Below are 24,898 nucleotides of genomic sequence, written 5' to 3' on the forward strand. Positions count from 1 at the left end.
CTCCGTTGTTTGAACAATAAATTAATGTGACCAATGAATGTGCTTAATCTTCCATTCACCATTTTGTTTTTCCAGCACCATCGTTTCCATGCCTTGATAATCGCGTTCAACACCTTTATGAGTACCTGTAGTTTGACTGCGCGACGCAGAGATAGCGGTATTTCCAAGTATCGTCACTTGATGTTCAAGTGTGTCGCTCTTCATCGCTGCTAAATACTTCATATCCGACAACATATGATGATGAGCATATTCATCAGCGCTCCTTTCAACGCGGCCTCCCTCGAAAATGGTGACATCATCCGCTAACTGCGCTCTAGCCTGTTTTTGATTGCCAGTTTCAAGTGCTTGATGAAATGCCAAAACAACTTTTGCGGCTGGGGTATCTATACCTTTAAACAAACCTTTGTCTTTGTTCTTATCACCATGAGCGTTTGCTGCGAAACTAAACGTCATTAATAAAACGAGTAATATATTTATTGTTTTCATTTTCATTCTCTCTTTTAGGTTTTAATTTGCAGGGCCAACAACACTAGTAAGCCCAGCCGTTACAGATAAAATGGCAAAAGCTACTACCATTTCTATCGAGATAGATTTAGATAAAGCCTCTCTGCCTTGACTATTTTTAAGTTGTGGAACGAGTATTAGTTTATGTTTAGCAGCAAGTGCCAAAATAGACACTACAAGGGCCAATTTAAACAACAGTGTTTGTCCGTAACTTGAGCTTATTAGTGCATCAAGACTTCCGACCAATTGAATCACGAGCCAGAGGCCTGCTACCAACAATAGGCTCAATGTAAAACTTGCTTGTTTGCCAAAGCTTTCCATCAGCAAATGAAGTTCTGCATAACTTAGCTGATGGCAAGCCTGTTTTAGTGGCAATAACGCCCCAAACCACCATGCCATAACGAGCACATGCAAAATAAGCAAGCCTTTTTCAATTGTGCCTAACTCAGAAATATGACCCAGTAACGTGAATGAGTATGCAAGGATTAATAAACTCAACATTAAAGCGCTTTGTTTTAAGTACGAGTTCACAGCGAGTTTGAACCTTAAAGCTAAAGCGATTATTGCGGTAACTAGCCCAAGCGCTCGAAGCAAAGCTCCAGTGCCGACAGAGGAGTCCCACATAATAGCCAATATATCAGCGTCTATCGCCCCCTGAATTCCCTCTTCTGCCATTGCACCAGTACTGGCAAAGAACCAAGTAATATTAGCGATCAAAGCCATAACTATATAAGTTCTTGTCCACGTTAAATTCGCTATTACAGCATTACTATGAGATTCATTATGCTCAAAAATTTGTCTGAAAAATGTATAGCCGGCAATACAGGCAAAGCCGACGTAAAATACAATTTTTGACAGTACAATGACTGTATTCCAGATATACATTTCCATATCAATCACACAGCCTTACTAATGAACCATAAAGCCGAAGCTATCTTTCATTTTATGTCCATCTTTACCTAAATAGGTCACATCAACGATATAGTTTGTTGGAGCTAATTTAGGTAGTTCCCATGAAAACTCTCTGGAAGCTTCTTTTGATGGTTTAAAGTCAAATTTAATATTTTCACCTTTTTTATTTTTCAACGTAACTTTAACTACACGTACCTCTTTGCTAAATCCCAATGTCAATTTTTCTGGAGTATTCATTAGCATTGCATTATCAGCAGGCACGCTTTTTTCAAGATGCACATGTGCAAATACTGCACTACTAAAAACAACACTGATTATGGTTAAAAGTTTAATTAATGTTTTCATATATACCTCTATTTATTTAATGGATTAACGACTAAATTTATCTTTGAAAATTTGATTACTTGGAATCCCAGCATCTGTAATTATTTTTTCCACTTCACTCATCATTGCTTCTGGACCGCACAAGTAAAACTCAGCCAAATGCAGTTCTGCTTTTTGGTTCATATACGGCAGAAGTACTTTTTGAACATAGCCTGAGTGCCCTTGCCATTCTTCTGAAGGATTAGAAAGAGTAGGAATATAAGAGAAGTTTTTATGCTTCTCACTCAGTGACTTCAATTCATTATGGTATAGCAAGTCATCTTCAGTTCGCGCACCATAGATAAGAGTCAAACCACTTTTATCTTTATGCTTTTTCAACTGTTCAAAAATAATAGACCTCAGTGGTGCAAGTCCTGAACCCGCACCTATAAACACGCGACTAACTTTTTTATTTGAAGTGGCATAAAAATCAGAAAAAGGGCCTCTTGCAGTTATCGTTTCACCTACTTGGAGTGAACCTAAATAACTTGAACCTATTCCTGCTTTAAAACCATTCTTTGCGGTCTGCCAACGGATATTAAACATTAACTCATCAGACTCCTCGTCAAAGTTAACTAATGAGTAGTGGCGAGTTACACCGTTATGAGAAAATTTTCCATGATAGTAGCTATCCCAGTATTTTTCATAGCACTCTGGCATATCATCTGGACGTAAGCTATTCATCCCTGCTGGCACATCAAATTGCATATATGCACCAGCTTTAAATGCCAACTGTTTGCCTGATTTCAGCTTAAATTTCACTTCCTTGATAAAAGGAGTAATGAAATTAGTCGCAACCACAACTAGCTCATGATTTTCAATATTGCGATCAGTATTAACTTCAATCGAACTAATTTCAGAGAACCTATGCTGACATCCAAGCCGATAACCTTCCTTAAGTTGCTCCTGAGATAAATGTTCCTGTTCAGATAGTGTGATAGGTAATTTAGTTGAACTTAAGAACACGCATTTGCCACAAGTACCGCCACCACCGCAACCTGAAGGAAGGTATACATGTGAACTAGCTAGCCCTTCTAATACAGTTGAGCGACCAACTGCTGAGATGTCAGTAATAGTATTTTCATTGGAAAACGTCACTGCCACTTTTTGCCTGTTAGTGCCCCAACCTAGCTTCAGTAAACCACTTCTATACTGTTGTATCAGCCAAGTAACACCAGTAATTGAAAGGAATAGCGTTGCAAAAGCAAATGCAATGATCAACCAATGGTTAAATCCTCCAGAATTGCCATAGTCCATAAAGTGAAGCTTCATCATCAGATCTTTCAATCTGAAATCATCATTGGCATGGCGAAGTACTTGACCTGTAATACTATCTAAATAAATAGTTGTATTGTTCTCATCCTCAACGGCAACTTGCCACATAGGATTTTGCTGCCTTACGTGATCAGAAAACGGAGGTTGAGATAACACTGGAGTAGTTAACTTACCCTGTCCTGAGTAGGAGTTTTTTGCCAAAGTTAGTACTTGTTCTTCAGACAAATTAAATGGCTTTCCTGTTACAGCATCAAATAGCTTTGAGTGGCGCTCTTGATAGCTATGCTGCCCCTTATCGAACACAAAATGATAGTAAGGCTGATGTAAAACCCATATAAGGTTTACTTCCTGCGGAGCATTACTAGTAATGTCTTTAATAGGGAATAGGTCAAAGCCTGTAATGCTACCTTCATGATGAGAATGAACTCTAAGTTCATTACCACTGGCTTTACTGTGATCCATCAAATTGAAGTAAAGGCCCGTTCCCAACCAAATAAGCAGTTGTAAACCAACAAATAAAGAAAGCCACTTGTGTATCGTTGTATTTAACTTAAATAGTCGCATCAAATGACTCTCTTTTTATTTGGGGAAAGCACTCGGTAATAAGTCAATACTGCGCCAGTAATTGCTCCCATTAGACCTAGAGTTGCGACCAAGAACAAAAACCAGTTTGATACGTTTTCTCCATCATAGTAATCCATAATGTGGAACCGCCACATCCAATCAAACAATCGCCAGTAATCATGACGCTTGGCAACAAGTGATCCTGTTTGTTGACTTATATAAAATGTCGGTGTGGAGAATTGCTCAAACGTCACTCTCCAAACAGGTAAATGCCTTGGGGACAACTCAGCAGGCAAGTTTGTCGCTGACTTAATCAACCTTATGCTGTCGATTTGATGATTCAGCGCATAATGGTATTGTGCGATTTCTTTAGCCTTGGTTTCATCTACAAGGGCCTGAACAGCTCCAGTTTTAGCATCTATTGCTACTTTTCCATTTTCTCCATTAATAAAAGAATACAAAGGACGGCCCATACTTTGAGTAAGTGTAACTTGGCTAGCTTTAGGATAATCCGCAGCTAGCTTTACAATGGAGTAATCCATACTTGCTAAATCTATTTTGGCTTCCTCACTCTTAGCCAAGGTTTCGCCGTGTATATAGTGAATATCCATAGTCACCATATACACGCCTGTAATAGACCAGAAGAGGAATTGTATTCCGACAAATGCCATTAGCCATTTGTGATATTTTCTAGCCGTGCTAAGCATTATTCTCAGGCTCCACGTTAGAAAGCTCTTTGTTAAAGGCATTTACTTCAGGCTTTTTAATGATTGAGTAAATTGCAGGGAGTACAATAAGCGTGAGCAGCACAGCACTTGTCATTCCGCCTACCATAGGAGCAGCAATGCGGCTCATGACCTCAGAACCTGTACCAGTACCATATAAAATAGGCATTAAACCTATAATGATTGTAGCTACCGTCATCATTACTGGACGAACTCGTAAGCCAGCACCGTGCAATAATGCATCTTGATATGCATCATCTGAGATGAGTTCTGCTCGCTCCACCGCTTTTTCCTTAAGCTCAGCAAGTGCTTGATTAAGATAAACCAGCATTATCACGCCAATCTCAACCGCAACACCAGCTAGAGCGATAAAGCCCACACCAACAGCTACTGAGAAATTAAACCCTTCTAGATACATCAACCATAACCCACCGATCATTGCCATCGGCAAGGTAACGATAATGATAGCCACTTCACTAAACGCTCTGAAATTCAGGTAAAGCAGAATAACAATAATGGCGAGTGTTAAAGGCAATACATAGGTGAGCTTTTCTTTCGCTCTTTCCATATATTCGTATTGTCCAGCCCAAGTAATTGAATAGCCTGCTGGTAATGTCAGGTTATTTGCTAAGTGTTCTTTAGCATTTTCAACATAAGTACCTACATCAACGCTATCAATATCAATGAAAGTCCAACCATTGATTCTGGCATTCTCACTTTTAATACCCGGTGGGCCATTCTCTACTCGAATATCAGCAACATCACCTAGTGCAATGCGTTGACCACTTGGTGTTACAACAGGTAATCGTGCTAGCTGCTCAGGAGAATCTCGATAATCTTGCGGATAGCGCAGATTAACAGGGTAACGCTCTTGACCTTCTATCGTTTGTGTCACATTCATACCGCCAATCGCAGTAGAAACTACTTGTTGGACATCTTCGATATTTAACCCAAAGCGACTTGATTTATCTCGTGAAATATCAACCTTGATATATCGTCCACCTGCAACTCGTTCAGAGTAAACTGACGCTGTGCCTGTCACTTCTGGCAAGAGTTGTTCTATTTGTTGGCCGATATCCTGAATTACATCAAGTTCTGGTCCGGCGACTTTAATACCGACAGGCGTTTTTATACCTGTAGCTAACATGTCAATGCGGGTCTTGATTGGCATGACCCAAGCATTGGTTAAGCCCGGAAATTTAACCAACTTATCAAACTCAGCTTTTAACGACTCAGTTGTCACGCCTTCTCGCCACTCCTCCCGTGGCTTCAATTGAATAAAGGTTTCAATCATGGTTAGAGGCGCAGGGTCAGTTGCGGTTTCAGCTCGTCCTACTTTACCGAATACATTTTCAACTTCTGGCACAGTGCGAATAAGCTTGTCCGTTTGCTGCAATAACTCTCTTGCTTTACCGATTGAAATGCCGGGATATGTAGTAGGCATATACATAAGGTCGCCTTCATCCAATGGCGGAATGAATTCACTACCAATTTTATCGACAGGCCAAAAACCAACGATAGTCACTAATACTGCTGCGACTATTGTCAATTTTGGAAACTTCATGACTTGCTTTAAAACAGGCATGTAGATAGCAATCAATAATCGATTTAATGGGTTTTTCTTTTCAGAGACGACTTTGCCTCGAATAAAGTAGCCCATCAAAACAGGCACCAATGTTATTGCCAAGCCTGCTGATGCAGCCATTGCATAGGTTTTTGTATAGGCGAGCGGTGAAAACATTCTTCCTTCTTGCGCTTCTAAGATAAACACAGGTAAGAATGAGACAGTTATGATCAGCAAGCTAAAAAATAATGCAGGGCCTACCTCACTCGCAGCCTTAGCTACAATTTGCCAACGGTTTTCATCTGTTAGTGGTGTTTTCTCCATATGTTTATGCATATTTTCAATCATCACTATTGCACCATCAGTCATCGCACCAATAGCAATAGCGATACCGCCTAAAGACATAATATTGGCATTGATGCCTTGCATATACATGATGATGAATGACACCAATATACCTAATGGTAGAGTAACAACTGCCACAATTGATGAGCGAAGATGAAATAGGAAAGCAACACAGACAATAGCCACGACCGCAAGCTCCTCTAGCAACTTGCTCCAAAGGTTATCAACAGCACGATCTATTAACTTCGATCTGTCATAGACAGGGACAACCTCCACCCCCTCTGGTAAAGAAGATTTGAGCGACTCAAGCTTTTCTTTTACCCCATTTATGGTTTGTTGAGCGTTTTCACCAAAGCGCATAACGACAACACCACCAACAACTTCGCCTTCGCCATTAAGTTCTGCGATACCACGGCGCATTTGAGGACCAAGGTTAACGTTGGCAACATCACCAATACGCAACGGCGTGCCTTGTTCGTTAATACCAAGTGGAATTTTCTCTATATCACTAACTGATTGAATATACCCCGTTGCGGTAACCATATATTCAGCTTCAGCCATTTCCACAACGGATGCGCCAGTTTCTTTGTTCCCTTTTTGTAAGGCTATTTGTATTAAACTTAGAGGAATATCGTAAGCTCTCAATTTGTCAGGATCTACTTGCACTTGATACTGCTTAACCATACCACCAACGGCGGCAACTTCGGACACGCCCGGAACAGTTTGTAGTTCATACTTTAAGAACCAGTCTTGAATGCTTCTTAATTGGCTTAGATCATGGTTTCCAGACTTATCTGTTAAAGCGTAAATGTATACCCAACCCACACCTGTTGCATCAGGTCCTAATTGAGGTTTTGCCGAATCAGGCAGGCTTGATGCTACTTGGCTTAAGTATTCAAGTACTCGGCTTCTAGCCCAATACAAATCAGTATCATCATCAAAAATAATGTAGACGTAGGAATCACCAAAGAATGAGTAACCACGAACAGTTTGCGCCCCCGGCACTGATAGCATCGCTGTAGTAAGTGGAAATGTCACTTGATCCTGCACAACTTGTGGTGCCTGTCCCGGATAACTCGTCTTAATTATCACCTGCACATCAGAAAGATCTGGGAGTGCATCTACTGGCGTTTTTTGTAATGAATACAAACCACCAAACGCGATAATTAAGGTAATCAACAAAACAAAGAAACGATTGCCGATAGACCATCTAATAATTGATTCAATCATTATTTTTCTCCCACTTAATGATTAGAATGATCAACAGCAGCTTTATTTTCCTTGCCGTGTTGTTCATCTGATTCAAGAGAGATTTCAGTGATAACTAAGTCATCCCTAACCTCAAAAGTGAAAGTGACATTATCACCAACATTGAAATCAACTATTTCTATATTGTCCGCGACGATAAAATCCATCGTCGCAGCAGGTCTATCCCACTTCTCTATTGGGCCTCGGCTAATATTTAGAATCCGTGTATCAATATCAATCGCATTAATTAAACCTGATACTGTTGCTGATGATACTTCTTCACTCATATCAGCAGGCTCACTCATGATATGAATTCCAGTAACTTCATATCCACCCTCTTCGGTTTTGCTCACTTCAAAGTGCAAAGATTGACCAGACTTCAGTGAATCAATATCTACCTTTTCACCTACATCGAAGTCCATTGTCATTTCAGGCCAATCCCAAGCCTCAGCAGGACCATGAGTAATATTAACCATACGATGTCCCGCCATGACGCTGTTGATTTCGCCTTCCATCCAAACAGAGCTAGGCACTTCGTCATGAGTCATTCGTTTAAAATCAGAGTTTTTACTTGATTCAGAATCAATCAAGAATTGAGCAGATGTCACCACAACATCATCTTCATTAAGACCCTCTAAGATTTCGATACTATCGATATCAACCCGGCCAATTGTCACTTCGATAGACTTAAATTGCCCATCCCCCAAGGCAAGTACAACTCTGTCTTGTTTACCTGTGCGAATGACGGCTTCTTTAGGTACGAGTATCGTGCTATCAGCTTGATTAGCGTGAATAGAGACTTGTGCAAACATGTTTGGTTTTAATTGATAGTCTGGGTTGTCAAACTTCAGTCTCACTCTGAGTGTGCGTGTTTTACTATTCAATGTTGGATAAACATAATCAACGACACCAGCCCAGTCCTCTCCGGGTAAATAATCCAGTGTCATTGATACAGGCAGTCCTTCTTTAATTAAGGCTGCGTCACGTTCAAACACTTCTGCTTCAACCCAAACTTGATCTAGTTGACCAATGCTTAATAAAGTGTTTCCCGGCTTGACATAAAAGCCTTCTCTAATCTTCAAACCGTCAACAACACCTGCTTGTGGTGAATAAAAGGTGATGGTTTGCTGAACTTTTCTAGTCTTTTCTAGCTTTTGAATGAAATCTGCTGAAAGCTGTAACGCTTTAAGGCGATCTTTCGCCGCCGAAATTAAGGAACTATTGTCGCGCTTTAAAGCTATTAAAAGTTCTTCTTGCGCGTTAACTAACTGAGGAGAATACAGTGTATATAGAGGCTGCCCTTTCTCTACAGGGTTACCTGCCGCTTTGACATAGAGTTTTTCAATCCAACCATCAACACGTGGGTGGATATGAATTAGCTTATCTTCATCATATTGAACGTAACCAACCGTTGATATTTCAGTATGCATATTTTTCAGCTCAACAGGTGCAGTGCGAACCCCTAGGTTATTCACTACATGAGGCGCAATTTTTACTGCTCCGGGACCAAAATCATCACCAGATGATTCTTCCTCATACACAGGAATTAAATCCATCCCCATAGGCGACTTACCGGGCTTGTCCCGGCGGTAATTAGAATCCATCGGTGCAACCCAATACAGAGGCTTTTTCTCTGCTGATGTTGTTTCATCTGTATTACTGTTTGACCCTGCACCTTGATATAAGCTCAATACTCCTGCGCCTAGCGCAGCACCAATGATGATGGCAATAATTGTTTTAGTATTCGTTGACATTATTTTTCTCCAAATTGCTGATTGGATAAGTGCTGATTAGTTTTGTGTGAAGTTTGCATCGACTTATGTTCAGCATTTGAGTTAGATTGAGAACGTGCAAAGAAATAGTTGATACGAGCAACTGTTTTAAGTGCGTCAACATCAATTCTTAAGGCTGATATTCTGGCATTTAATTCTGCGATTCTTGCTCGAACAACTTCGGCAAAATCGCCATCATCATTTGTGTAAGCTGTCAATGACGCTTCTGCTTGGTCATGAGTTTGTTTAAGGAGTTGTTCTTGATAGATAGATTGCCTATCAGATAAACGCTTAAGCTGTCTAAGCTCCTTTTCCACCATACTGATCATTTGCTTTGTCAGTAATAGTTTCTCGGTTTTAATAGTCTCTGAATCTGCAATAGAAGCTGCAACTTGCTTATCTTGTCTGTTCTCGGTGAACAAGGGTAAATCAAACGTTACTCCAACAGAAAATAAATCAGCTCGGCTATCACCAGAGGGCATATTGTCCCGATAGGCATAACTAGCATTAACACCCCATTGCGGTTCATATTGCTGTTTAGCTAACTCAACTGCTTTTTCTGAAGCTTTGCGTTTTATATCAATTGCAAGTATGGCTGGGTGATTCGAAAGCTCCTGAGCCAATAGATTTCTTGAGTAATTAGATGCTTTTAGGACTGTTGAATTGTTCAAATGAATTGTAGGCAACTTTTTAGAAACCCTAAACTCTAATGGTTGCGTATCAAAGTTGAATGATTCATTCAAGCCAGCAGCATCGTAGATATGAAGCCACTCATTAAGGCGAGCGATTGTTGTTTCTAGTTTCTGCTTTTGCGAAGTTAATCGGTCATCTAACTGCACGATTTCCAATTGAGCACGAATAACATCTTGTTGTCTGGTTTTACCAACAACATTTGAGTAGCTAGCTTTAGTAACTTCCGCCATCTGCTCAAAGAGCGCCCAATCCGCTTCAATCAATTTAATGGTTTGTTGGGCTAAGTAAGCATCTAACCATAACTGTGATACTTGGCTTATCAGTTTAGCCTTACGATCCTCTCGTAGCAGTGGAAATTTCGTTGACTCAATTTTTAATTGCTCTTGTTTAATCTTTAAACTATCACCTCTAGGAAACATTTGAGAAACACCAACCTTTAGTTGAGTCATTCCTTCCTGATCTAAGTCCCAAGTATCTGTTGGTAAATTCATTATCCCTAGTGATACTTTGGGGTCAGGCAAAGTACCTGAAGCGATACTTCTATTTTCAACCGCGCTTTGTTTTAACCGACTCCCATGAAGCCAAGGATCATTTTGCTGAGCCAAGGTGATAGCTTGTTCAAGTGACACTACTTTCTCAGCTTGAGCTGAGAATACAGACAAGCCGAGAATTAGCGAAGTTGAAAGTAGAGTAAGGCTTGAAACATTTAATCTCATTAGAATTGCTCCTCATAAGCCTTAACTTCTGCATATACTTTACTCGTTCCATCTTTAAATAAAATTAATACGTTATATGACATAAAGCGGTCGCCGACTTCCATACCCGGAGAGCCAACAGGCATTGCTGGGACAGATAATCCAATCGCATTGGGGTGCTCTTCTGACAAGAACTGCTGAATAAACTTAGCCGGTACATGACCTTCAAAGGCAAACCCATTTCTACTCACTGCCGTGTGGCATGAACGGTAATTAGGTTTGATACCATACTTAGTTTTGATGTTGCCGATGTTTCGGAAATCTTTGGAATGCGCAACGATCCCTTTGTCTTCAATATGAGTTATCCATTTTTTACAACACCCACAAGTTGGGGTTTTATAAACGATTAACTCCAAAGGTGTTACGTCGTTATTGTGTGCATGCTTATGTTCATTAGCGTTTGCAAACGCAGGTGAAAGCAGCATTACAACTGCTATTTTTAAATACTTATTGATCATTTTTGCCCCCAGACGTCGCTGGAAAATAGCTATAGCGCTACGACGCTATATTGACTAACAGAAAAATTAATTACATGTGTGCGAAATTTGGACGCACTAATCCTGTATTAGGCAAAAATTGGTGGACGATAAAGGGAAGTGGAAATTGAATGAGGTTGTTTAGATTGCATAGCAGCTACAGATTCACTCAATATTTGAATATCTGTCGAGTCAACACTGGAATTTAGGACTGTCGTAGATGAGCAAGCATTTGCAGGACAAATACATTCAACGTCACAACAATCTTCTGATTGACCATTACTGCTTTTATTCATATCACCATGATCCATGTTCATGTTCATGTTCATGTGTGATTCATGAGAACCTGATGGCATTTCGCAAGGCATAGCAGAATACGCAAATGCTTGCCCTACAAAGGCAAACAGCATAAGCGTTATCACTAAGACTTTTGAAAATGCTTTAGACATAAAATTCTCATAAAAATATACATGTCTATGCTAATACAAATTTTCGAATAAGTAAATTGATGTCATGTAAACATTTATGAATATTTGACTAACGTCAACTTTTTCAAAGAGGTAAGTGACAAATAATAATCTCATCAGACTTCTTATCTTCGTTATTCAATGGCTTTTATTTTGAGACTTAAGTTGCTCTCTCATTTCTAAAACTCGATCTACCGAATAAGCTCCCGCCCTCATAACAACCAGTTCAACAAACGAAATATCAATTAACTTATGGTCAGCATCAATCACATAACAACTCTCACTATGTGTGTATATTTCTAACTTATCCTCATCAGCAGATTTGCTAACAATCTTTGAAGTTACCATTTGCTCAAATGGCCGAAATCTGAATGTTTCATCGTCAATAACAACCCCTGACAAAAACTCCCCAAGAAATGATTTTTCAAAGTCTTTATAGTCATAGACCGAGAGTATGTAAGCATCCTTTAAATATGTTTTGTCCATTTGTTACTCCCTACTAATAGCCAGCAGGGAGCATTTCTCGCAACTCTAATAGCTCATTTGGAGAGTACATACACTCATGCATTAAATTGAACTCAAATACATCTACATCAAACTTTTGGGGTTCTGCATCTAAGATATAAAAGTCAGCACCAAAAGTTCTATATTCAAGACCGTTTACTTCCATGACTTTCGTGGAAAACAAAGCCTCACCTTTTTTACCGTTCTTACTATCCTCAGCAAAAGTAGCGTAAAGCACCTGTTCAACCTTATCTTCTAAGTCAGATTTAATTGAGATAAGTGTTGCGTTAGTTAGTTTTACTCTTGGTCTCATGCTTTTGCTTCCTTCTTATCTTCTAGGCAAAACGGGCGGAAAAAACTAAGGTACTTAACTCCATTAACTTTTAGTAAATTGTTGTCAGCATCAAAATGTGACAGAACGCTAGACTGATACAACGAAATATATTTTTCATAATCGATGGTGTTAAAAAAATTGGTATCGACACGTCGTGCATGGAAAACAAGAGCTTGCTGATCGATACGAACAATGAACTTTTGATCACCATCTAGATTTTTAACCTGTAGACATAAATCAGGTTTGTGCCAATCAGATACAAAGGAAGGAATCAGTGGGAAGCCATATACCAAATAGCGCATACCTTCGATTTTGAAGGTTGTTGGATTGAACTGAGCCTTATTTAATTTGCCGCTACGGAATAATTCAAGTGTCAACACCAGCCAGTGCTCATGCTTAGAAAATGTATTTCCTTCAGAAATACAGCCTTCGAACTCACTATCATGGTTTACATGATTGATGTACATGTATTGTTTAATGTCATTCAAGGAAAGCTTTTCAACCGGAAACTTTGAAGCTATGAGCCTGAAATAACAACCATGAACTTTTAAATCTGCATATTGAACTATCAACGGATCATCAAAAGCATCGAAATATGGTCGCCACTCCAGCCTAAAGTCAGCACCAGTGTTTACAATAAACTTGGCATCTTCTGGCAACCCTAATACTTGGTATATCACTGAAACTAACTCTAATGTTTCGATATCTACCAGCATCAGGCTTTCAATACGGTTTGCCATTGACTCAATTTCTTTATGAAGCGATTCAATAATTTCTTGATCATCGTATTCATTGATCATTAAGTATTTCAGGGAATCGTGCTTTAGAATTGAATCCAGTTTTTTCTGTTCAAATGCTTCAGTGAGGCTATTATGGGTATCAGAAAAATGAGGGCAGTTATAAACACCTCTAGCCCACAGGCCTTGGGCGTAAAGATCAGGAAACTCTAATAACTCAGCAAACTCTTTTGCTTGTTTATTGAGTTTATTCTTTAATTGATAAAGTGAGATCATTTAGTTCTCCAAACAACTTTCTAATAAACAATGGCCTACCAACACATTGCTTTATTTATTGTTCAAATAACCAAATTTTTACGGATGCTCCGCTTCACTGTTCACGTTTTTCAAGGCGAAAAACATGTGTAGGCGTAGGCTGTCCGTTCAGCCTTCTTATTATAATATCGCCAAAAAACAAAATGACAACTTACGTATTTGTACAACTTTAGGTAGATATTTTGAGTTTGAACTCTGAAAAGCTAAGCCCAAACAAGGATACGACCATCTCTTCATTTATATTGGAGCCGGGAAATTTTTTTTCAAAATTTCCAATAATGCTATCTAGGTGGCTAGCTAATATTTTTACTAAAAATATTTCCGAGTTTGGTGAGAGTGCAGACAGTGCTATCATTGGGTTGTCAAAGGATTCAGCTTTTATTTTTACTAGTAAATCGCTGTAACTGTCACAGCCATATAGACAAATAGCTGCCCCTTCTTGGGCTTGTCCAAGGGGAATAGTTAATAATTTAGATAATCGTTTTGCCTGCCTTTTTATATTTACTAGCAGGTCTTCTTTTTTAAAAGACATCAATACACCAAAAAACGGCAACGCTAGGCCACGCACCTATGTCACTCAGTTTTTATGTGAATATTTAATCTTTTAGTTCAGAGTAAATCCATTTCGTCCTGTTTTCGTGGGAACGGGCTTCTCTGAAAAGCCACTGCAAAAAGCAGTGGCCATTGTCGCAATATTATAAGGAAATGTGAATGGTAGTTTGATGCCTACATATTCTTTTCAGTGAATTCAGCCAAGCTACTACGCTCTACTTCATCAAAAATCAGCACTGATCCTTTTTCATAATGACGAAACACATTAACAGCCGCACTTGCACCAGAAGAAGCAGGTGTTACAAACTTATCGTCAATCTGGGCTAGGTTGCCCAATACGATTGTCCGACAATTTTTCCCACCACGGCTTAACATGCCCTTGATTTGCGCTCTAGTCATGTTTTGAGCTTCATCAATGATTAAAACAGCATCGTCTATTGAACGGCCACGAAAATAAGCCATGCTAGTAAATTCTATATTGGCTTTTTCAATCACATGCTCGACTGTAGCGTAGACATTTCCTTCATGATTATCATCCGAGTGCATCGAAATTAATGCGTCAGTAATACCTGCCAGAAGAGGCATTGATTTTTCAGTTAAATCCCCCGGTAAGAATCCCGGATCGTCGTCCATAAAGTCTCTGGAGCGCACCACAACGATTTTTTTGTACTTTTTCAACTCCAATACTTGATGCAGCGCCGAAGCAACTGCCAAAAAAGTTTTTCCGGAGCCAGCAGGACCAAGGATGATATTTAAATCATAGTAAGGGTCTGTTAATTGGCTTAAAGCTACCGACTGACGCTGATTTTTAGGCAAAATGCCCCATACTTTTTCTTGTTTACGAGGCAATAGCTTTGTGAATACCTCAGTATCTGTTACTTCTGAAATTCGCCCAATGTGTCCAGCTTCATCGTACCAATACATGTTTGGCTGAACTTCATCATTAAATAGACTTATTGGGAAAGTATAAACTTCTCCTGAAACCTTGAAGTCTTTGTCTGATTTAATTCGATCAAAAAGATCTCCTTTAAAGGCTTGTACCCCTGTGTATAAAAGATCAATATCTGATATTTGATTATCTACGGCAACGTCTTCTGCCATGACCCCTACGGTTCGAGCTTTCAAGCGCATATTAATGTCACGGCTAACAATTATTACGTCTTTATTGAGTTCTTTTTGAAGATATAAAGCATAATTAATTATTCTGTTATCAGCATCACTTCCTATCCCGTGCTTTAACTCCTTAGCCAGATCCAATTGAGTGTCAATTCCAATGAAAAGCTTTCCTCTCTGGGCTGTTTCGGTAGATGGTAAAGGAATACCTATTTCCATTTCCTCGGCTGTATGTCCATTTATAATGTCTTCAAGCATTCTAATGCACATACGGGCATCGGCACTTACCGATTTATTAGTTCTTTCTTTCAGGTTATCAAGCTCTTCAAGGACAGTTAGACAGATGTAAATATCATCTTTGTAGCTAAAAATAGATTTTGGATCATGTACTAATGCAGATGTGTCTAGTACACGAGGATTTCGATTATCAATAGAGCTTTTCATTACGCAGCCTCCCAAAAGATTGAATCGTTGCTAGGCTTTGTGTTGTACTTTTCTTGTAAATTACAAATTTTGAGTAAAGGTTTATTGTTGAGAGACTGCTCAGAGTAGCTAAGGTAATCAATTTTTTTGGAAATTCTTTTTACTTTTTCTACAGGCCAATAAAAACAAGGGGGTAAAAACTTTAAAATATCCCCAATTCGGGGTTGTAAAATCACCACGGCATTTTGAATACTTCTTCCTCGCATAAAGTTAACCGACTTAAACTGCATGTTGGCTTTTTCCATAATGTAGTTGCGACTAGATACCGGGTTTTCATCGCCTTTGTGTAACACTTCGAGGGTATCGGTTATGGCAGCAAGCCAAGGGGCCATTTTCTCTTCTTCGGTACCAGGTAAAAAGCCTATTGATTCAGCTATTTCGGGGGTATTTCGGGTTACGATAACTTTATCGTAAATGCCTTTTTCAATAATCATTTCAAGTGCGCTGGCAAGGGCAAGTAGAGTTTTACCACAGCCTGCAGGGCCGGTTAAAATAACCAGTTCAATAGTTGGGTCTAGTAAAGCATCAAGCGCCATGCCTTGGTACACATTTTTTGGCTTAACGCCCCACGCAGTTTGGTTCATTAGACGTTCGACACTAATGTCTTTTAAAGTAATGGTTTTATCGTCGTAGCTTTTTACTCGTGCCGCAAAATGGTCGCTGCTATCAAGTATATACTCGTTATAAAACACATCACTTATGGTACTCTTTGCTATATGATGGTAAGTGTCGCGTCCTTGTTGCTCAGTTTCACACTCACCGACATGTTGCCAAAAATCACCTTCTATTTTTTTGTAGCCGCTGGTTAATAGCGCAATATCATCAATTAATTGGTCTGTGCGATAGTCTTCAACAAACTTCAGCCCTGCTCCTTTCGCTTTAAGGCGCATGTTGATGTCTTTGGTAACTAGCACAACTTTGCTATCACTGTGCTGTTTTTGTAAATGTACCGCGCAGTTAATTATGCGGTGATCATTTTCGTTGCCTGGTAACCCTGAAATGCTATCGGCAAATAAATGGTCATTGACAATAATTAAACGACCGCGAGACTCTGTTTTCGCCTTTTTATTACTTGGCAACGCGACACCTTGCAACATTTGCTCTGGTGAGGCGTCTTTGAGTATTTCATCCAAACCACGAATTGCAACACGGGCATCACGGCTAACATCATGTTTTCTATCCTTTATATGATCGAGCTCTTCTAATACGGTCATCGGGACAACAACATCGTGTTCTTGAAAAGATAAATAAGCGAGGGGTTCGTGGAGTAAGACATTGGTATCGAGCACATACATTTTACTATCAAGGTTCGAAGCTTTTTCCATAGCACTTTCCTTACGTTTTATGATTTTTATGCTATACCCAATTAACTAAACAAGCAGCGATTAAAGCGGTTATTTATTTGTTAGGTATATACTCAGTTTAGTCTATTTGCAGCAAAAGTCCTTTTTATGACAGCCAAAATTACAATTATTTAAGTGGTTAAAATACATACAAAACTTACCTGTAATATTGACTTAAAAAGGTTGACTAAATTTAATTGTGTGCGGCGAGTTTACTGCCTTGAAGTAGCCTGATGTTACAGGTAACATAGCCGCCTTTTTCTTCATAGACGAGACATACATGAATTTTTCCTTAGGTCAGCGTTGGATCAGTGATACTGAGTCAGATTTAGGATTAGGCACCGTAGTTGCCCTTGAAGGCCGTCAGGTCAGCATTTTATTTCCAGCCAGTGGTGAAAACAGAGTTTATTCTTTAACAGAAGCACCTGTTACTCGTGTCGCATTTAATCCAGGCGATGTTATTCGCAGCGTTGAAGAGTGGGAACTTGAAGTAGAGTCAGTTGAAGAACAAGGTGAGCTTTTATGCTACCACGGTACACGTGTTGATAACGGTGAAAAAGTTCAGTTAAAAGAGACCTTTTTAGATCACTTTATTAAATTTAATAAACCGCAAGACCGCTTATTTGCAGGCCAAGTAGACCGTTTTGATCGTTACACCCTTCGCTATCAAACTTGGCAGCACCAGTTCGAGCGTCAGCAATCACCTTTAAAAGGCTTAATTGGTCAACGTGCCAACCTAATACCTCACCAGCTTTATATTGCACAAGAAGTGGGTAAACGTTTCGCGCCGCGTGTTTTATTGTCAGATGAAGTGGGCCTTGGTAAAACCATTGAAGCGGGGATGATTTTACATCAACAAATCATTAGTGGCCGAGCTAGCCGCGTATTAATTGTGGTGCCTGAAAACCTGCAACACCAATGGCTCGTTGAGATGCTTCGTCGCTTTAATTTACGTTTCTCTATTTTTGATGAGGAACGTTGTGATGAAGCATTCGCAGACTCACCGAATGTATTCGAAACAGAACAGTTAGTACTTACTAGCCTTGAATTTTTAAGCAAGAAAAAACGCTGGTTTGAACAAGCAACATTAGCCGATTGGGATTTACTCGTGGTTGATGAAGCGCACCATTTGAGTATTACAAATGGTAAACCAAGCACAGAATATCAACGCATGGCTGAACTTAGCCAAGATATTCCAGGCCTTATTTTACTGACAGCAACACCCGATCAATTAGGCCACCGCAGCCACTTTGCGCGTTTGCAATTACTCGACCCTGATCGTTTTTATGATTACGATGCTTTTGTTGAAGAAGAAAGTAACTACAAAGATGTCGCAGAAGCTGCCAATCAACTACTCAGTGAGCAACGCTTAGATGACACGGCTCGCGAGACATTAAAAGCCTTATTAAAAGAAACCGATATCACTGAGGTGCTTGCTAAAGCTGAGCAAGGTGATGAAACCGCGCGTAATGAAATTTTATCAATGCTACTGGACCGCCATGGTACCGGCCGTATTTTGTTCAGAAATAGCCGCAGCGGTATTGATGGTTACCCAAGCCGTAAACTCCACGCTTACCCAATGGCGATGCCAAAGCAATATAAAACCGCAATGTCGGTCTTAGGGAATATAGGCGGCATTCAAAGTGCTGAGCTAAGTGCTCTGCGCGCGTTATTCCCAGAAAAAATATTTCAAGAATTTGAAGGTGAAAACGCCAGTTGGGGCGCCTTCGACCCACGTGTTGACTGGTTAATTGAAACATTAAAAACACTAAAACACGAAAAAGTCCTGCTAATTTGTGCTAAAGCTGAAACAGCGATTAGCCTTGAACAAATTTTACGAGAGCGCGAAGCCATTAAAGCATCTGTGTTCCATGAAGGTATGTCGATTGTTGAGCGTGACCGTGCTGCGGCATTTTTTGCTGATGAATACGACAGCGCACAAATCCTTCTGTGTTCAGAGATTGGTTCAGAAGGCCGTAACTTCCAGTTCTCACATCATTTAGTGCTCTTTGATTTACCTTTGAACCCTGATTTGTTAGAGCAACGTATTGGTCGCCTTGACCGCATTGGTCAAACGCAAGATGTAAACATTCATGTGCCTTACTTTGAAAATACAGCACAAGAAGTCTTGCTACGCTGGTATAACGAAGGCCTAGATGCGTTTGAAACAACATCAACCACAGGGCAAATGTTGTATAAAGAATTCGGTGAAGAGCTGCTTGAATTCATTGGTACACATAATTGTGATGAAGAAGAGCTAGACCCACTACTAGAACAAGTTGCTAGCCAAAATGCAAAACTGCGCAAACAAATGGAAAGTGGTCGTGACCGTTTATTAGAGCTGCACTCAAGTGGTCAAGGCCGTGCTGAAAGCTTAGTCGCTGATATCGAAGAGCTAGATGACCAGTTTACATTGCCAAGTTACATGATCAATGTGTTCGACACTTTTGGTGTAAGCCAAGAAGATAAAGGTGAAAATACCATTATCTTAAAACCAACCGAGCATATGTTGAATCCCTCTTTCCCTTGCTTAAAAGATGACGGTATTACCGTGACCTTTGACCGTGCAACTGCACTATCGCAAGAAGATGCGCATTTTATCAGCTGGGATCACCCGATGGTGCAAGGCAGTTTAGACATGATTTGCGATGATGACTTTGGTACAGCATCGGTTGCCCTGCTGAAAAACAAAAAACTCCCTGCGGGTACATTTTTTGTTGAGCTTATCTTCATTGCAGAAGCCATGGCACCGAAGTCATTACAGGTAGGTCGTTTCTTACCGCCGACTCCTATTCGAGTTTTACTTGATAAAAGCAGCAATAACTTAGCCGATAATGTTGCCTTTGATGCCTTTAACCAACAGCTTTCTGCGGTTGGTCGTCAAACGGCAAGCAAGTTAGCCAGTGCGCTACAAAGTGCCATTCACCCAATGATCACCAGCGCTCAGGGGTTAGCCCAAACAAAACTCGACGCATTGCGTGTTGAGTCATTAGAAAAAATGCATACCGCATTAGGTGAAGAGCAAGCCCGTTTAACCGCGCTTAAACAAATTAATCCGAATATTCGTGATGAAGAGCTTAGCTTCTTTGATAAACAACGCAGTGACCTGACGACCTATATTGAAAAAGCCCAAGTTAAATTAGATGCGATTCGTTTGATTGTTGTGTCGCACTAGAGCGAGTGACGTAAAACGTATAAATAAGCAACGCGATGTCATCCCACATCGCGTTTTTTATATTAAAAACGCAGCGAGGCTTATCACCAACGCGACGGCGGCTAATTTGCAAAAGAGAGCGGCTAAGCCTTTATTTTTCTTAATGACATCTTCTGTGTAAGCTTTTTTTAAATACACAGCTTGTAAGTCAGTAAGGTCTTTGCAGTGCCAACACTCAGGCTCGCGGTCGTTAACGTGTAATCCGCATCGTGTGCAAGGCTTACTGCGAATACGGCCCAAAAAAAACATTCAATGACTCCTGTTTTGCAAATACGCTAAGTAAGCAACTGTATATCGGATAACAATTCAAAACCACTCCTAGCATTGTGTAAGCATTGATACTCCTTTAAAATAACGCCCTTGCATATCATCGAGGCTGGCTGTGTTACTCAATTATAATCCCCCAATGACGCCCTATTTGAGCATTGTTTATCAAGATGATGATTTACTGATCGTCAATAAACCAAGTGGTTTACTTACGGTGCCGGGTAAGGACCCAAAACATGCCGATTGCCTTATTGCACGCGTTAACCGCGTATTTCCTAACGCTAAAATTGTTCATCGCTTAGATATGGCAACCTCAGGGATTATTTGTTTAGCGATGCATAAAGAAGCACATCGCAATCTAAGTATTCAGTTTCAAGATAGAAAAACCGCCAAACGCTATGTTGCGCGTGTATTTGGAAAGCTTGAACAGCAAACAGGTTCCGTCGATTTACCGCTTATTTGTGATTGGCCGAACCGCCCTAAACAAATGGTTGATCACGACAAAGGCAAGCCTTCATTAACACACTTTAAAGTACTTGAGCATGAAGCTCAGGCAACGCGCGTTGAGCTGACCCCAATTACAGGGCGCTCTCACCAACTACGTGTGCACATGCTGTCTTTAGGCCACCCAATTTTAGGGGATAGACTGTATGCCCACTCAGAAGCGTTAGCGCTGGCTCCTCGTTTGCAACTGCATGCAGAAATGCTGAGTTTAACTCACCCTGCCAGTGATGAAAAAATGGTGTTTGAAGCTGCTCCAGAATTTTAAACTAAATATTTACGCCGACTTGCCGATACATACCTAGACCTTAATTAAGTGATATCGGCATGACTTTATCCCCTTTACATACGTTACTTTTCGCAGCCAGTTTTGCGCTAGTTAGCACAGTGAATGGGGCTGATTTTATTAAACCCACCCCTTGGTCAAGTTTGGTCACTAACGATATTCAACGTTTTTTACCCAGCGATGAAGTACGTCCCCTGCTTGCCGGTGAAGATGAGTTTATAAGCCTATATCGTCAATCTATGGCGCCAACACAACGTGGCATCGTGTTAATTATTCCAGACTGGCAAGACGTGCCTACCAATAATGCGGGGATCAACTTTTTACGTAAGCAATTAAATGATATTGGCTATGCGACACTCGCTATGACAATGCCTGATATTGACTGGCACCCTGCCGATATGGCGATGCCAGAGCCCACTGATAACTCTGAAACTGAGTCAACAACGCAAAATAATCAGCAAGCTGACTCAGCTCCACCAGCCCAAACACAACAAGCGCCTCATTTTGTCTCAGCTAAGCCAAACATAAGTGAAGCGATACTTGATGATTACAAACTAAAGTTAATTGCTAGATTCAATGCTTTGTATAACAGCGCGATGGATGAAGGTGGCAACATTATAGTACTGGCACAGGGTGCCAGTGCTGGGCTACTTATTGAGCACTATGCAAGCTTTCCCAATAACGAGTTGAATGCCTTTATTAGTTTAGGAAGCTACCTTCCAAACAGTATTCGAAACCAGCATCTCAATGCCACGTTGTCGACCATTAGCTCACCACTATTAGATATTTTCTACAGTGAAGGTAACCCAGACACACTTCAAAGCGTCAACGATAGAAAACGCTGGGTTAGGCGCAACGCTAAATATGATTATCGACAACGAGAATTGTTCGGAACCCCCACAGAACCTGAGCAACACGAGCGGTTGCTCAAAGAAGTCGACGGTTTTTTACGCCGCCTTCTTTAAATATTCATAAGCGGCTTGAATATCTTGGCTTTTCTTCACCGCGACTTCCATCATGTGCTTAGGTAGCCCTTGCGATACCAGCTTATCAGGGTGATGCTGTGCCATAAGCTTGCGATAAGCTACTTTAATATCACGCGCAGACGCATCCTTACTTAAGCCAAGTAACGCAAGTGCCTGAGCACGGTTCATGCTATTATTTGGCGGGACTCGATGACCCTGTTGCTCATTATGAGTACTGTGTTGTTGGTTTTGTTGCTCATAAAAGCGCTGTTGCTGCTGACGAAATGCAAATTCAGCTTGGTAACGTTTTAGTAAGAATGAAAATTGTGTGCGCGAAATTCCTAACTGTTTACTCACCTCGTGCAATAATTGTTTTTCTTGTTCTGCGAGATGACCATCAGAGAATGCCATTTGAATTTGAATTTCTAGAAACAATTGCAGCAAGTCATGACGACGGGCAAAACGTTCTTTAAAATCATGAACCGTTTCTTTTAGTGAAAAATCGGCTTCTTTACCGCTTCGAAATGCATCTTGTGCTTCACGGCGCTCATCACCCGACAAGCCCATTTCATTCATAAAGACACTCGCAGCTTTAATGTGCGTTTCACTGACTCGACCATTTGATTTGGCAATATGACCCATAACCGCAAAGCAGCTTGAAAAAAACAGCGCTTGACGTTCATTAATATCATCACCTTTAAACAGGCCGGAGAAACCGCCCGCTTTATCAAAGTCTTGTTTTAAGCTGCGATCAAACATGTGACCAAGGTACAACCCCAGCAAAGCGCCAACAAACCGGCCAAACATAAAGCCAAAACAGAATCCCAGTACTTTTCCCCACATAATGATAAACCCTCGTTGTTATTTTACAGCTAAGCGCTGGTTTAGTTCGTCGAGTCTGGCTGGTGTGCCTATGTCGTCCCACTGACCAAGGTACAGCTCAGTGGATACTTGATACTCTGCCAGCTTCTCACGCAGGATAGGCCCTAGTGCAAGCACACCCGGTGTTAGGCCTTTAAAAAAGTCAGCATGAAAACGGCTGATACCTGAAAACGTGTACTTTTGACTATCGGGACCTAAATGGCGTAACGCAAAATCACCGTCAGGATTGTGGGCCGGGTTTTCAACCAAAACAAGGTGCGCTTCGCCGGGTTCTAAATGCAGTTGTGTGAGTGACGTCATATCGTAATCAGTAAATACATCCCCGTTAATCACCATAAAGTGCTCGCCAAGCAAAGGCAAAGCGTGAAGTATGCCACCGGCTGTTTCAAGCCCACCTTCGCACTCTTGGCTGTACTGTATGGTGACACCAAACGCTTCGCCATTGCCAAAATACTGCTTTATTTTATCTCCTTGCCACGCAAGGTTTATGACAATATCAACAATGCCTGCTTGGCGTAAGTTAATAATGTGGTGTGCTAATAATGGTTTACCTGCCACTTTTAACATCGGTTTAGGCAGCGTACTAGTCAACGGCATCATGCGTTTTCCACGGCCTGCCGCTAAAATCATTGCTTTCATTTAATCTCTTTGTCTAACCGCTTTTTAGTCTGCACAATGATAGTGTGTTCAATCCACTCACTGAGTGCACTTAACTCTGGGTAATCTTTACTTACATTACTAATATACTGAAGCGTTGGCAGCACATTATTTAAATAGCCAGATTTTCCATCGCGTAATTTTAAACGACAAAAAATACCGGCCGCTTTCAAGTGACGCTGTATTCCTGTTAAATCAAACCACCGTTTGAACACCTCAAACGTAATACCGTGAATTAACTGCTGCTTGGTAAATTCGTCATAGGCAAAATGCAGTAAATAGTCGAGTTCATGTTCAGGAAGTTGAAAGTAGCAATCTCGAAGTAACGACACTAAGTCATAACACACTGGCCCTTGCACTGCATCTTGGTAGTCAATAATCGCCCACTGCTGTCCTGTACGCATAATATTTCTACTATGAAAATCACGGTGTACGGTCACTATAGGTTGCGCCAGCGCATTATTGACCAGCAGTTGACAGGCATCTTGCCACATCTGTGTTTGCTCATCCGACAACGAACAATCAATAAACGCATCGACAAGCCATTCGCTAAAAATGCTCAATTCAAATTGCAAAAAGTCATCATCAAACACTTTCATATATTGAGCAGGCGGTGTTTGCGCCCATTGTGCACTGAGCTTTATGAGATGCTTATAATGTAGCGTGCGGTCTTCATCGCCAAGTAAGTCAGCTAAATGTGTATTGCCTAAATCACTCAGTAAAAAGAAGCCTTGCTTTTCATCAGCCTGAAGAATTTTTGGTAATTTAAAACCATGTTTAGAGAACACTTTGTTTAGTTCAATATAGGGCGTGTTATCTAATTTATCAGGATCAGAATCCATCACAATGAAGCTTTGTTCTGCGGTATTAATACGAAAATACCGACGAAAACTCGCATCGCCAGTGATGGCTGCTAATTGATATTCATCCTCCTTAAAATGAGGATTTAAAAACTGCTGTAAACTTTTATAACGATTCATTTAGTAAGATATCTATTTTTCACTAAGTCAATTACTGTATTTGCCATTGTTTTCCTTTATTATGTCTAGCTTATATCCAACCAAAGAGCATTAAGGTCATTA

23 protein-coding genes are annotated in these 24,898 nt (G+C 40.5%); 3 read left to right on the top strand and 20 right to left on the bottom strand.

Going from position 1 to position 24,898, the window contains the following annotated elements; all coding sequences use genetic code 11:
• Positions 1-21: 21 nt before the first annotated feature.
• From D0907_RS13475 to D0907_RS13550, 16 genes are all read right to left on the bottom strand, one after another.
• Positions 22-492, bottom strand: coding sequence for a YybH family protein (locus D0907_RS13475; protein ID WP_008467847.1), 471 nt, complete (start codon positions 490-492; stop codon positions 22-24).
• Between the two features lie 15 nt (positions 493-507).
• Positions 508-1,395, bottom strand: a complete 888-nt coding sequence (locus D0907_RS13480) for a copper resistance D family protein (protein ID WP_045979603.1) — start codon at positions 1,393-1,395, stop codon at positions 508-510.
• 18 nt (positions 1,396-1,413) lie between these two features.
• Positions 1,414-1,761: a copper resistance CopC family protein gene (locus D0907_RS13485; protein ID WP_016708251.1), complete on the bottom strand. Its 348-nt coding sequence runs from the start codon at positions 1,759-1,761 to the stop codon at positions 1,414-1,416.
• 24 nt (positions 1,762-1,785) lie between these two features.
• The gene (locus D0907_RS13490) at positions 1,786-3,618 is read right to left on the bottom strand and encodes a 2Fe-2S iron-sulfur cluster-binding protein (RefSeq protein WP_045979604.1); all 1,833 of its coding nucleotides are present in this window, start codon (positions 3,616-3,618) and stop codon (positions 1,786-1,788) included.
• Positions 3,618-4,238 (bottom strand): PepSY domain-containing protein, encoded by a 621-nt coding sequence (locus tag D0907_RS13495; protein WP_235419340.1) that lies wholly within the window; start codon positions 4,236-4,238, stop codon positions 3,618-3,620. Before D0907_RS13495 ends, D0907_RS13490 begins: the two co-directional genes overlap by 1 nt.
• 79 nt (positions 4,239-4,317) lie before the next feature.
• Positions 4,318-7,482: an efflux RND transporter permease subunit gene (locus D0907_RS13500; protein WP_055022009.1), complete on the bottom strand. Its 3,165-nt coding sequence runs from the start codon at positions 7,480-7,482 to the stop codon at positions 4,318-4,320.
• 14 nt (positions 7,483-7,496) lie between these two features.
• A complete protein-coding gene (locus D0907_RS13505; protein WP_055022008.1) occupies positions 7,497-9,254 on the bottom strand; it encodes an efflux RND transporter periplasmic adaptor subunit in 1,758 nt (585 codons plus the stop codon).
• Positions 9,254-10,681: a TolC family protein gene (locus tag D0907_RS13510; protein WP_062566153.1), complete on the bottom strand. Its 1,428-nt coding sequence runs from the start codon at positions 10,679-10,681 to the stop codon at positions 9,254-9,256. The genes D0907_RS13505 and D0907_RS13510 overlap by 1 nt, the downstream gene beginning before the upstream one ends.
• A complete protein-coding gene (locus D0907_RS13515; RefSeq protein ID WP_016708256.1) occupies positions 10,681-11,178 on the bottom strand; it encodes a DUF411 domain-containing protein in 498 nt (165 codons plus the stop codon). The genes D0907_RS13510 and D0907_RS13515 overlap by 1 nt, the downstream gene beginning before the upstream one ends.
• Positions 11,179-11,285: 107 nt before the next feature.
• A complete protein-coding gene (locus D0907_RS13520; RefSeq protein WP_062566154.1) occupies positions 11,286-11,645 on the bottom strand; it encodes a hypothetical protein in 360 nt (119 codons plus the stop codon).
• A 156-nt stretch (positions 11,646-11,801) separates the two neighbouring features.
• Positions 11,802-12,149, bottom strand: a complete 348-nt coding sequence (locus D0907_RS13525) for a hypothetical protein (RefSeq protein ID WP_045979609.1) — start codon at positions 12,147-12,149, stop codon at positions 11,802-11,804.
• Positions 12,150-12,162: 13 nt separating this feature from the next.
• Positions 12,163-12,480 carry a hypothetical protein gene (locus tag D0907_RS13530; RefSeq protein WP_045979610.1) on the bottom strand — a complete coding sequence of 106 codons (318 nt, stop codon included), beginning with the start codon at positions 12,478-12,480 and terminating at the stop codon, positions 12,163-12,165.
• Positions 12,477-13,514 carry a hypothetical protein gene (locus tag D0907_RS13535; protein WP_062566155.1) on the bottom strand — a complete coding sequence of 346 codons (1,038 nt, stop codon included), beginning with the start codon at positions 13,512-13,514 and terminating at the stop codon, positions 12,477-12,479. The genes D0907_RS13530 and D0907_RS13535 overlap by 4 nt, the downstream gene beginning before the upstream one ends.
• Before the next feature lie 208 nt (positions 13,515-13,722).
• Positions 13,723-14,085: a hypothetical protein gene (locus D0907_RS13540; protein ID WP_062566156.1), complete on the bottom strand. Its 363-nt coding sequence runs from the start codon at positions 14,083-14,085 to the stop codon at positions 13,723-13,725.
• 194 nt (positions 14,086-14,279) lie between these two features.
• On the bottom strand, positions 14,280-15,662 hold the full coding sequence (locus tag D0907_RS13545) for a PhoH family protein (RefSeq protein ID WP_062566157.1): 1,383 nt from the start codon (positions 15,660-15,662) through the stop codon (positions 14,280-14,282).
• Positions 15,662-17,026: a PhoH family protein gene (locus tag D0907_RS13550; RefSeq protein ID WP_118844610.1), complete on the bottom strand. Its 1,365-nt coding sequence runs from the start codon at positions 17,024-17,026 to the stop codon at positions 15,662-15,664. The genes D0907_RS13545 and D0907_RS13550 overlap by 1 nt, the downstream gene beginning before the upstream one ends.
• A gap of 298 nt (positions 17,027-17,324) precedes the next feature.
• Between D0907_RS13550 and rapA the strand changes: the two genes are divergently transcribed.
• Positions 17,325-20,219, top strand: a complete 2,895-nt coding sequence (gene rapA, locus D0907_RS13555; RefSeq protein ID WP_074988942.1) for an RNA polymerase-associated protein RapA — start codon at positions 17,325-17,327, stop codon at positions 20,217-20,219.
• A 57-nt stretch (positions 20,220-20,276) separates the two neighbouring features.
• Here rapA and D0907_RS13560 read toward each other — a convergent pair whose 3' ends face one another.
• Positions 20,277-20,507, bottom strand: coding sequence for a hypothetical protein (locus D0907_RS13560; RefSeq protein ID WP_036966004.1), 231 nt, complete (start codon positions 20,505-20,507; stop codon positions 20,277-20,279).
• 133 nt (positions 20,508-20,640) lie between these two features.
• Here D0907_RS13560 and rluA point away from each other — a divergent pair, with 133 nt between their 5' ends.
• The gene (gene rluA, locus D0907_RS13565) at positions 20,641-21,294 is read left to right on the top strand and encodes a bifunctional tRNA pseudouridine(32) synthase/23S rRNA pseudouridine(746) synthase RluA (protein WP_074988943.1); all 654 of its coding nucleotides are present in this window, start codon (positions 20,641-20,643) and stop codon (positions 21,292-21,294) included.
• Positions 21,295-21,353: 59 nt separating this feature from the next.
• Complete coding sequence (locus tag D0907_RS13570) at positions 21,354-22,277, top strand: DUF3530 family protein (RefSeq protein WP_118844611.1); 924 nt, start codon at positions 21,354-21,356, stop codon at positions 22,275-22,277.
• On the opposite strand, the gene djlA is transcribed toward D0907_RS13570, so the two are convergent.
• Genes djlA through D0907_RS13585 form a run of 3 tightly spaced genes read right to left on the bottom strand, consistent with a single transcriptional unit; the run spans position 22,260 to position 24,796 of the window.
• Positions 22,260-23,120 (bottom strand): co-chaperone DjlA, encoded by an 861-nt coding sequence (gene djlA, locus D0907_RS13575; protein WP_118844612.1) that lies wholly within the window; start codon positions 23,118-23,120, stop codon positions 22,260-22,262. The genes D0907_RS13570 and djlA overlap by 18 nt on opposite strands.
• A gap of 18 nt (positions 23,121-23,138) precedes the next feature.
• A complete protein-coding gene (gene murU / locus D0907_RS13580; protein WP_118844613.1) occupies positions 23,139-23,798 on the bottom strand; it encodes an N-acetylmuramate alpha-1-phosphate uridylyltransferase MurU in 660 nt (219 codons plus the stop codon).
• Positions 23,795-24,796 (bottom strand): aminoglycoside phosphotransferase family protein, encoded by a 1,002-nt coding sequence (locus D0907_RS13585; protein ID WP_036965989.1) that lies wholly within the window; start codon positions 24,794-24,796, stop codon positions 23,795-23,797. Before D0907_RS13585 ends, murU begins: the two co-directional genes overlap by 4 nt.
• Positions 24,797-24,898: the final 102 nt, after the last annotated feature.

Origin of the sequence: Pseudoalteromonas lipolytica, from assembly GCF_003515105.1 — a bacterium.
GTDB lineage: Bacteria > Pseudomonadota > Gammaproteobacteria > Enterobacterales > Alteromonadaceae > Pseudoalteromonas > Pseudoalteromonas lipolytica.

Excerpts from the sequence above, each read along its gene's own strand:
- D0907_RS13475 (WP_008467847.1), bottom strand. The coding sequence starts at position 492 with ATGAAAATGAAAACAATAAATATATTACTCGTTTTATTAATGACGTTT.
- D0907_RS13480 (WP_045979603.1), bottom strand. The coding sequence starts at position 1,395 with ATGGAAATGTATATCTGGAATACAGTCATTGTACTGTCAAAAATTGTA.
- D0907_RS13485 (WP_016708251.1), bottom strand. The coding sequence starts at position 1,761 with ATGAAAACATTAATTAAACTTTTAACCATAATCAGTGTTGTTTTTAGT.
- D0907_RS13490 (WP_045979604.1), bottom strand. The coding sequence starts at position 3,618 with ATGCGACTATTTAAGTTAAATACAACGATACACAAGTGGCTTTCTTTA.
- D0907_RS13495 (WP_235419340.1), bottom strand. The coding sequence starts at position 4,238 with ATGGTGACTATGGATATTCACTATATACACGGCGAAACCTTGGCTAAG.
- D0907_RS13500 (WP_055022009.1), bottom strand. The coding sequence starts at position 7,482 with ATGATTGAATCAATTATTAGATGGTCTATCGGCAATCGTTTCTTTGTT.
- D0907_RS13505 (WP_055022008.1), bottom strand. The coding sequence starts at position 9,254 with ATGTCAACGAATACTAAAACAATTATTGCCATCATCATTGGTGCTGCG.
- D0907_RS13510 (WP_062566153.1), bottom strand. The coding sequence starts at position 10,681 with ATGAGATTAAATGTTTCAAGCCTTACTCTACTTTCAACTTCGCTAATT.
- D0907_RS13515 (WP_016708256.1), bottom strand. The coding sequence starts at position 11,178 with ATGATCAATAAGTATTTAAAAATAGCAGTTGTAATGCTGCTTTCACCT.
- D0907_RS13520 (WP_062566154.1), bottom strand. The coding sequence starts at position 11,645 with ATGTCTAAAGCATTTTCAAAAGTCTTAGTGATAACGCTTATGCTGTTT.
- D0907_RS13525 (WP_045979609.1), bottom strand. The coding sequence starts at position 12,149 with ATGGACAAAACATATTTAAAGGATGCTTACATACTCTCGGTCTATGAC.
- D0907_RS13530 (WP_045979610.1), bottom strand. The coding sequence starts at position 12,480 with ATGAGACCAAGAGTAAAACTAACTAACGCAACACTTATCTCAATTAAA.
- D0907_RS13535 (WP_062566155.1), bottom strand. The coding sequence starts at position 13,514 with ATGATCTCACTTTATCAATTAAAGAATAAACTCAATAAACAAGCAAAA.
- D0907_RS13540 (WP_062566156.1), bottom strand. The coding sequence starts at position 14,085 with ATGTCTTTTAAAAAAGAAGACCTGCTAGTAAATATAAAAAGGCAGGCA.
- D0907_RS13545 (WP_062566157.1), bottom strand. The coding sequence starts at position 15,662 with ATGAAAAGCTCTATTGATAATCGAAATCCTCGTGTACTAGACACATCT.
- D0907_RS13550 (WP_118844610.1), bottom strand. The coding sequence starts at position 17,026 with ATGGAAAAAGCTTCGAACCTTGATAGTAAAATGTATGTGCTCGATACC.
- rapA (WP_074988942.1), top strand. The coding sequence starts at position 17,325 with ATGAATTTTTCCTTAGGTCAGCGTTGGATCAGTGATACTGAGTCAGAT.
- D0907_RS13560 (WP_036966004.1), bottom strand. The coding sequence starts at position 20,507 with ATGTTTTTTTTGGGCCGTATTCGCAGTAAGCCTTGCACACGATGCGGA.
- D0907_RS13570 (WP_118844611.1), top strand. The coding sequence starts at position 21,354 with ATGACTTTATCCCCTTTACATACGTTACTTTTCGCAGCCAGTTTTGCG.
- djlA (WP_118844612.1), bottom strand. The coding sequence starts at position 23,120 with ATGTGGGGAAAAGTACTGGGATTCTGTTTTGGCTTTATGTTTGGCCGG.
- murU (WP_118844613.1), bottom strand. The coding sequence starts at position 23,798 with ATGAAAGCAATGATTTTAGCGGCAGGCCGTGGAAAACGCATGATGCCG.
- D0907_RS13585 (WP_036965989.1), bottom strand. The coding sequence starts at position 24,796 with ATGAATCGTTATAAAAGTTTACAGCAGTTTTTAAATCCTCATTTTAAG.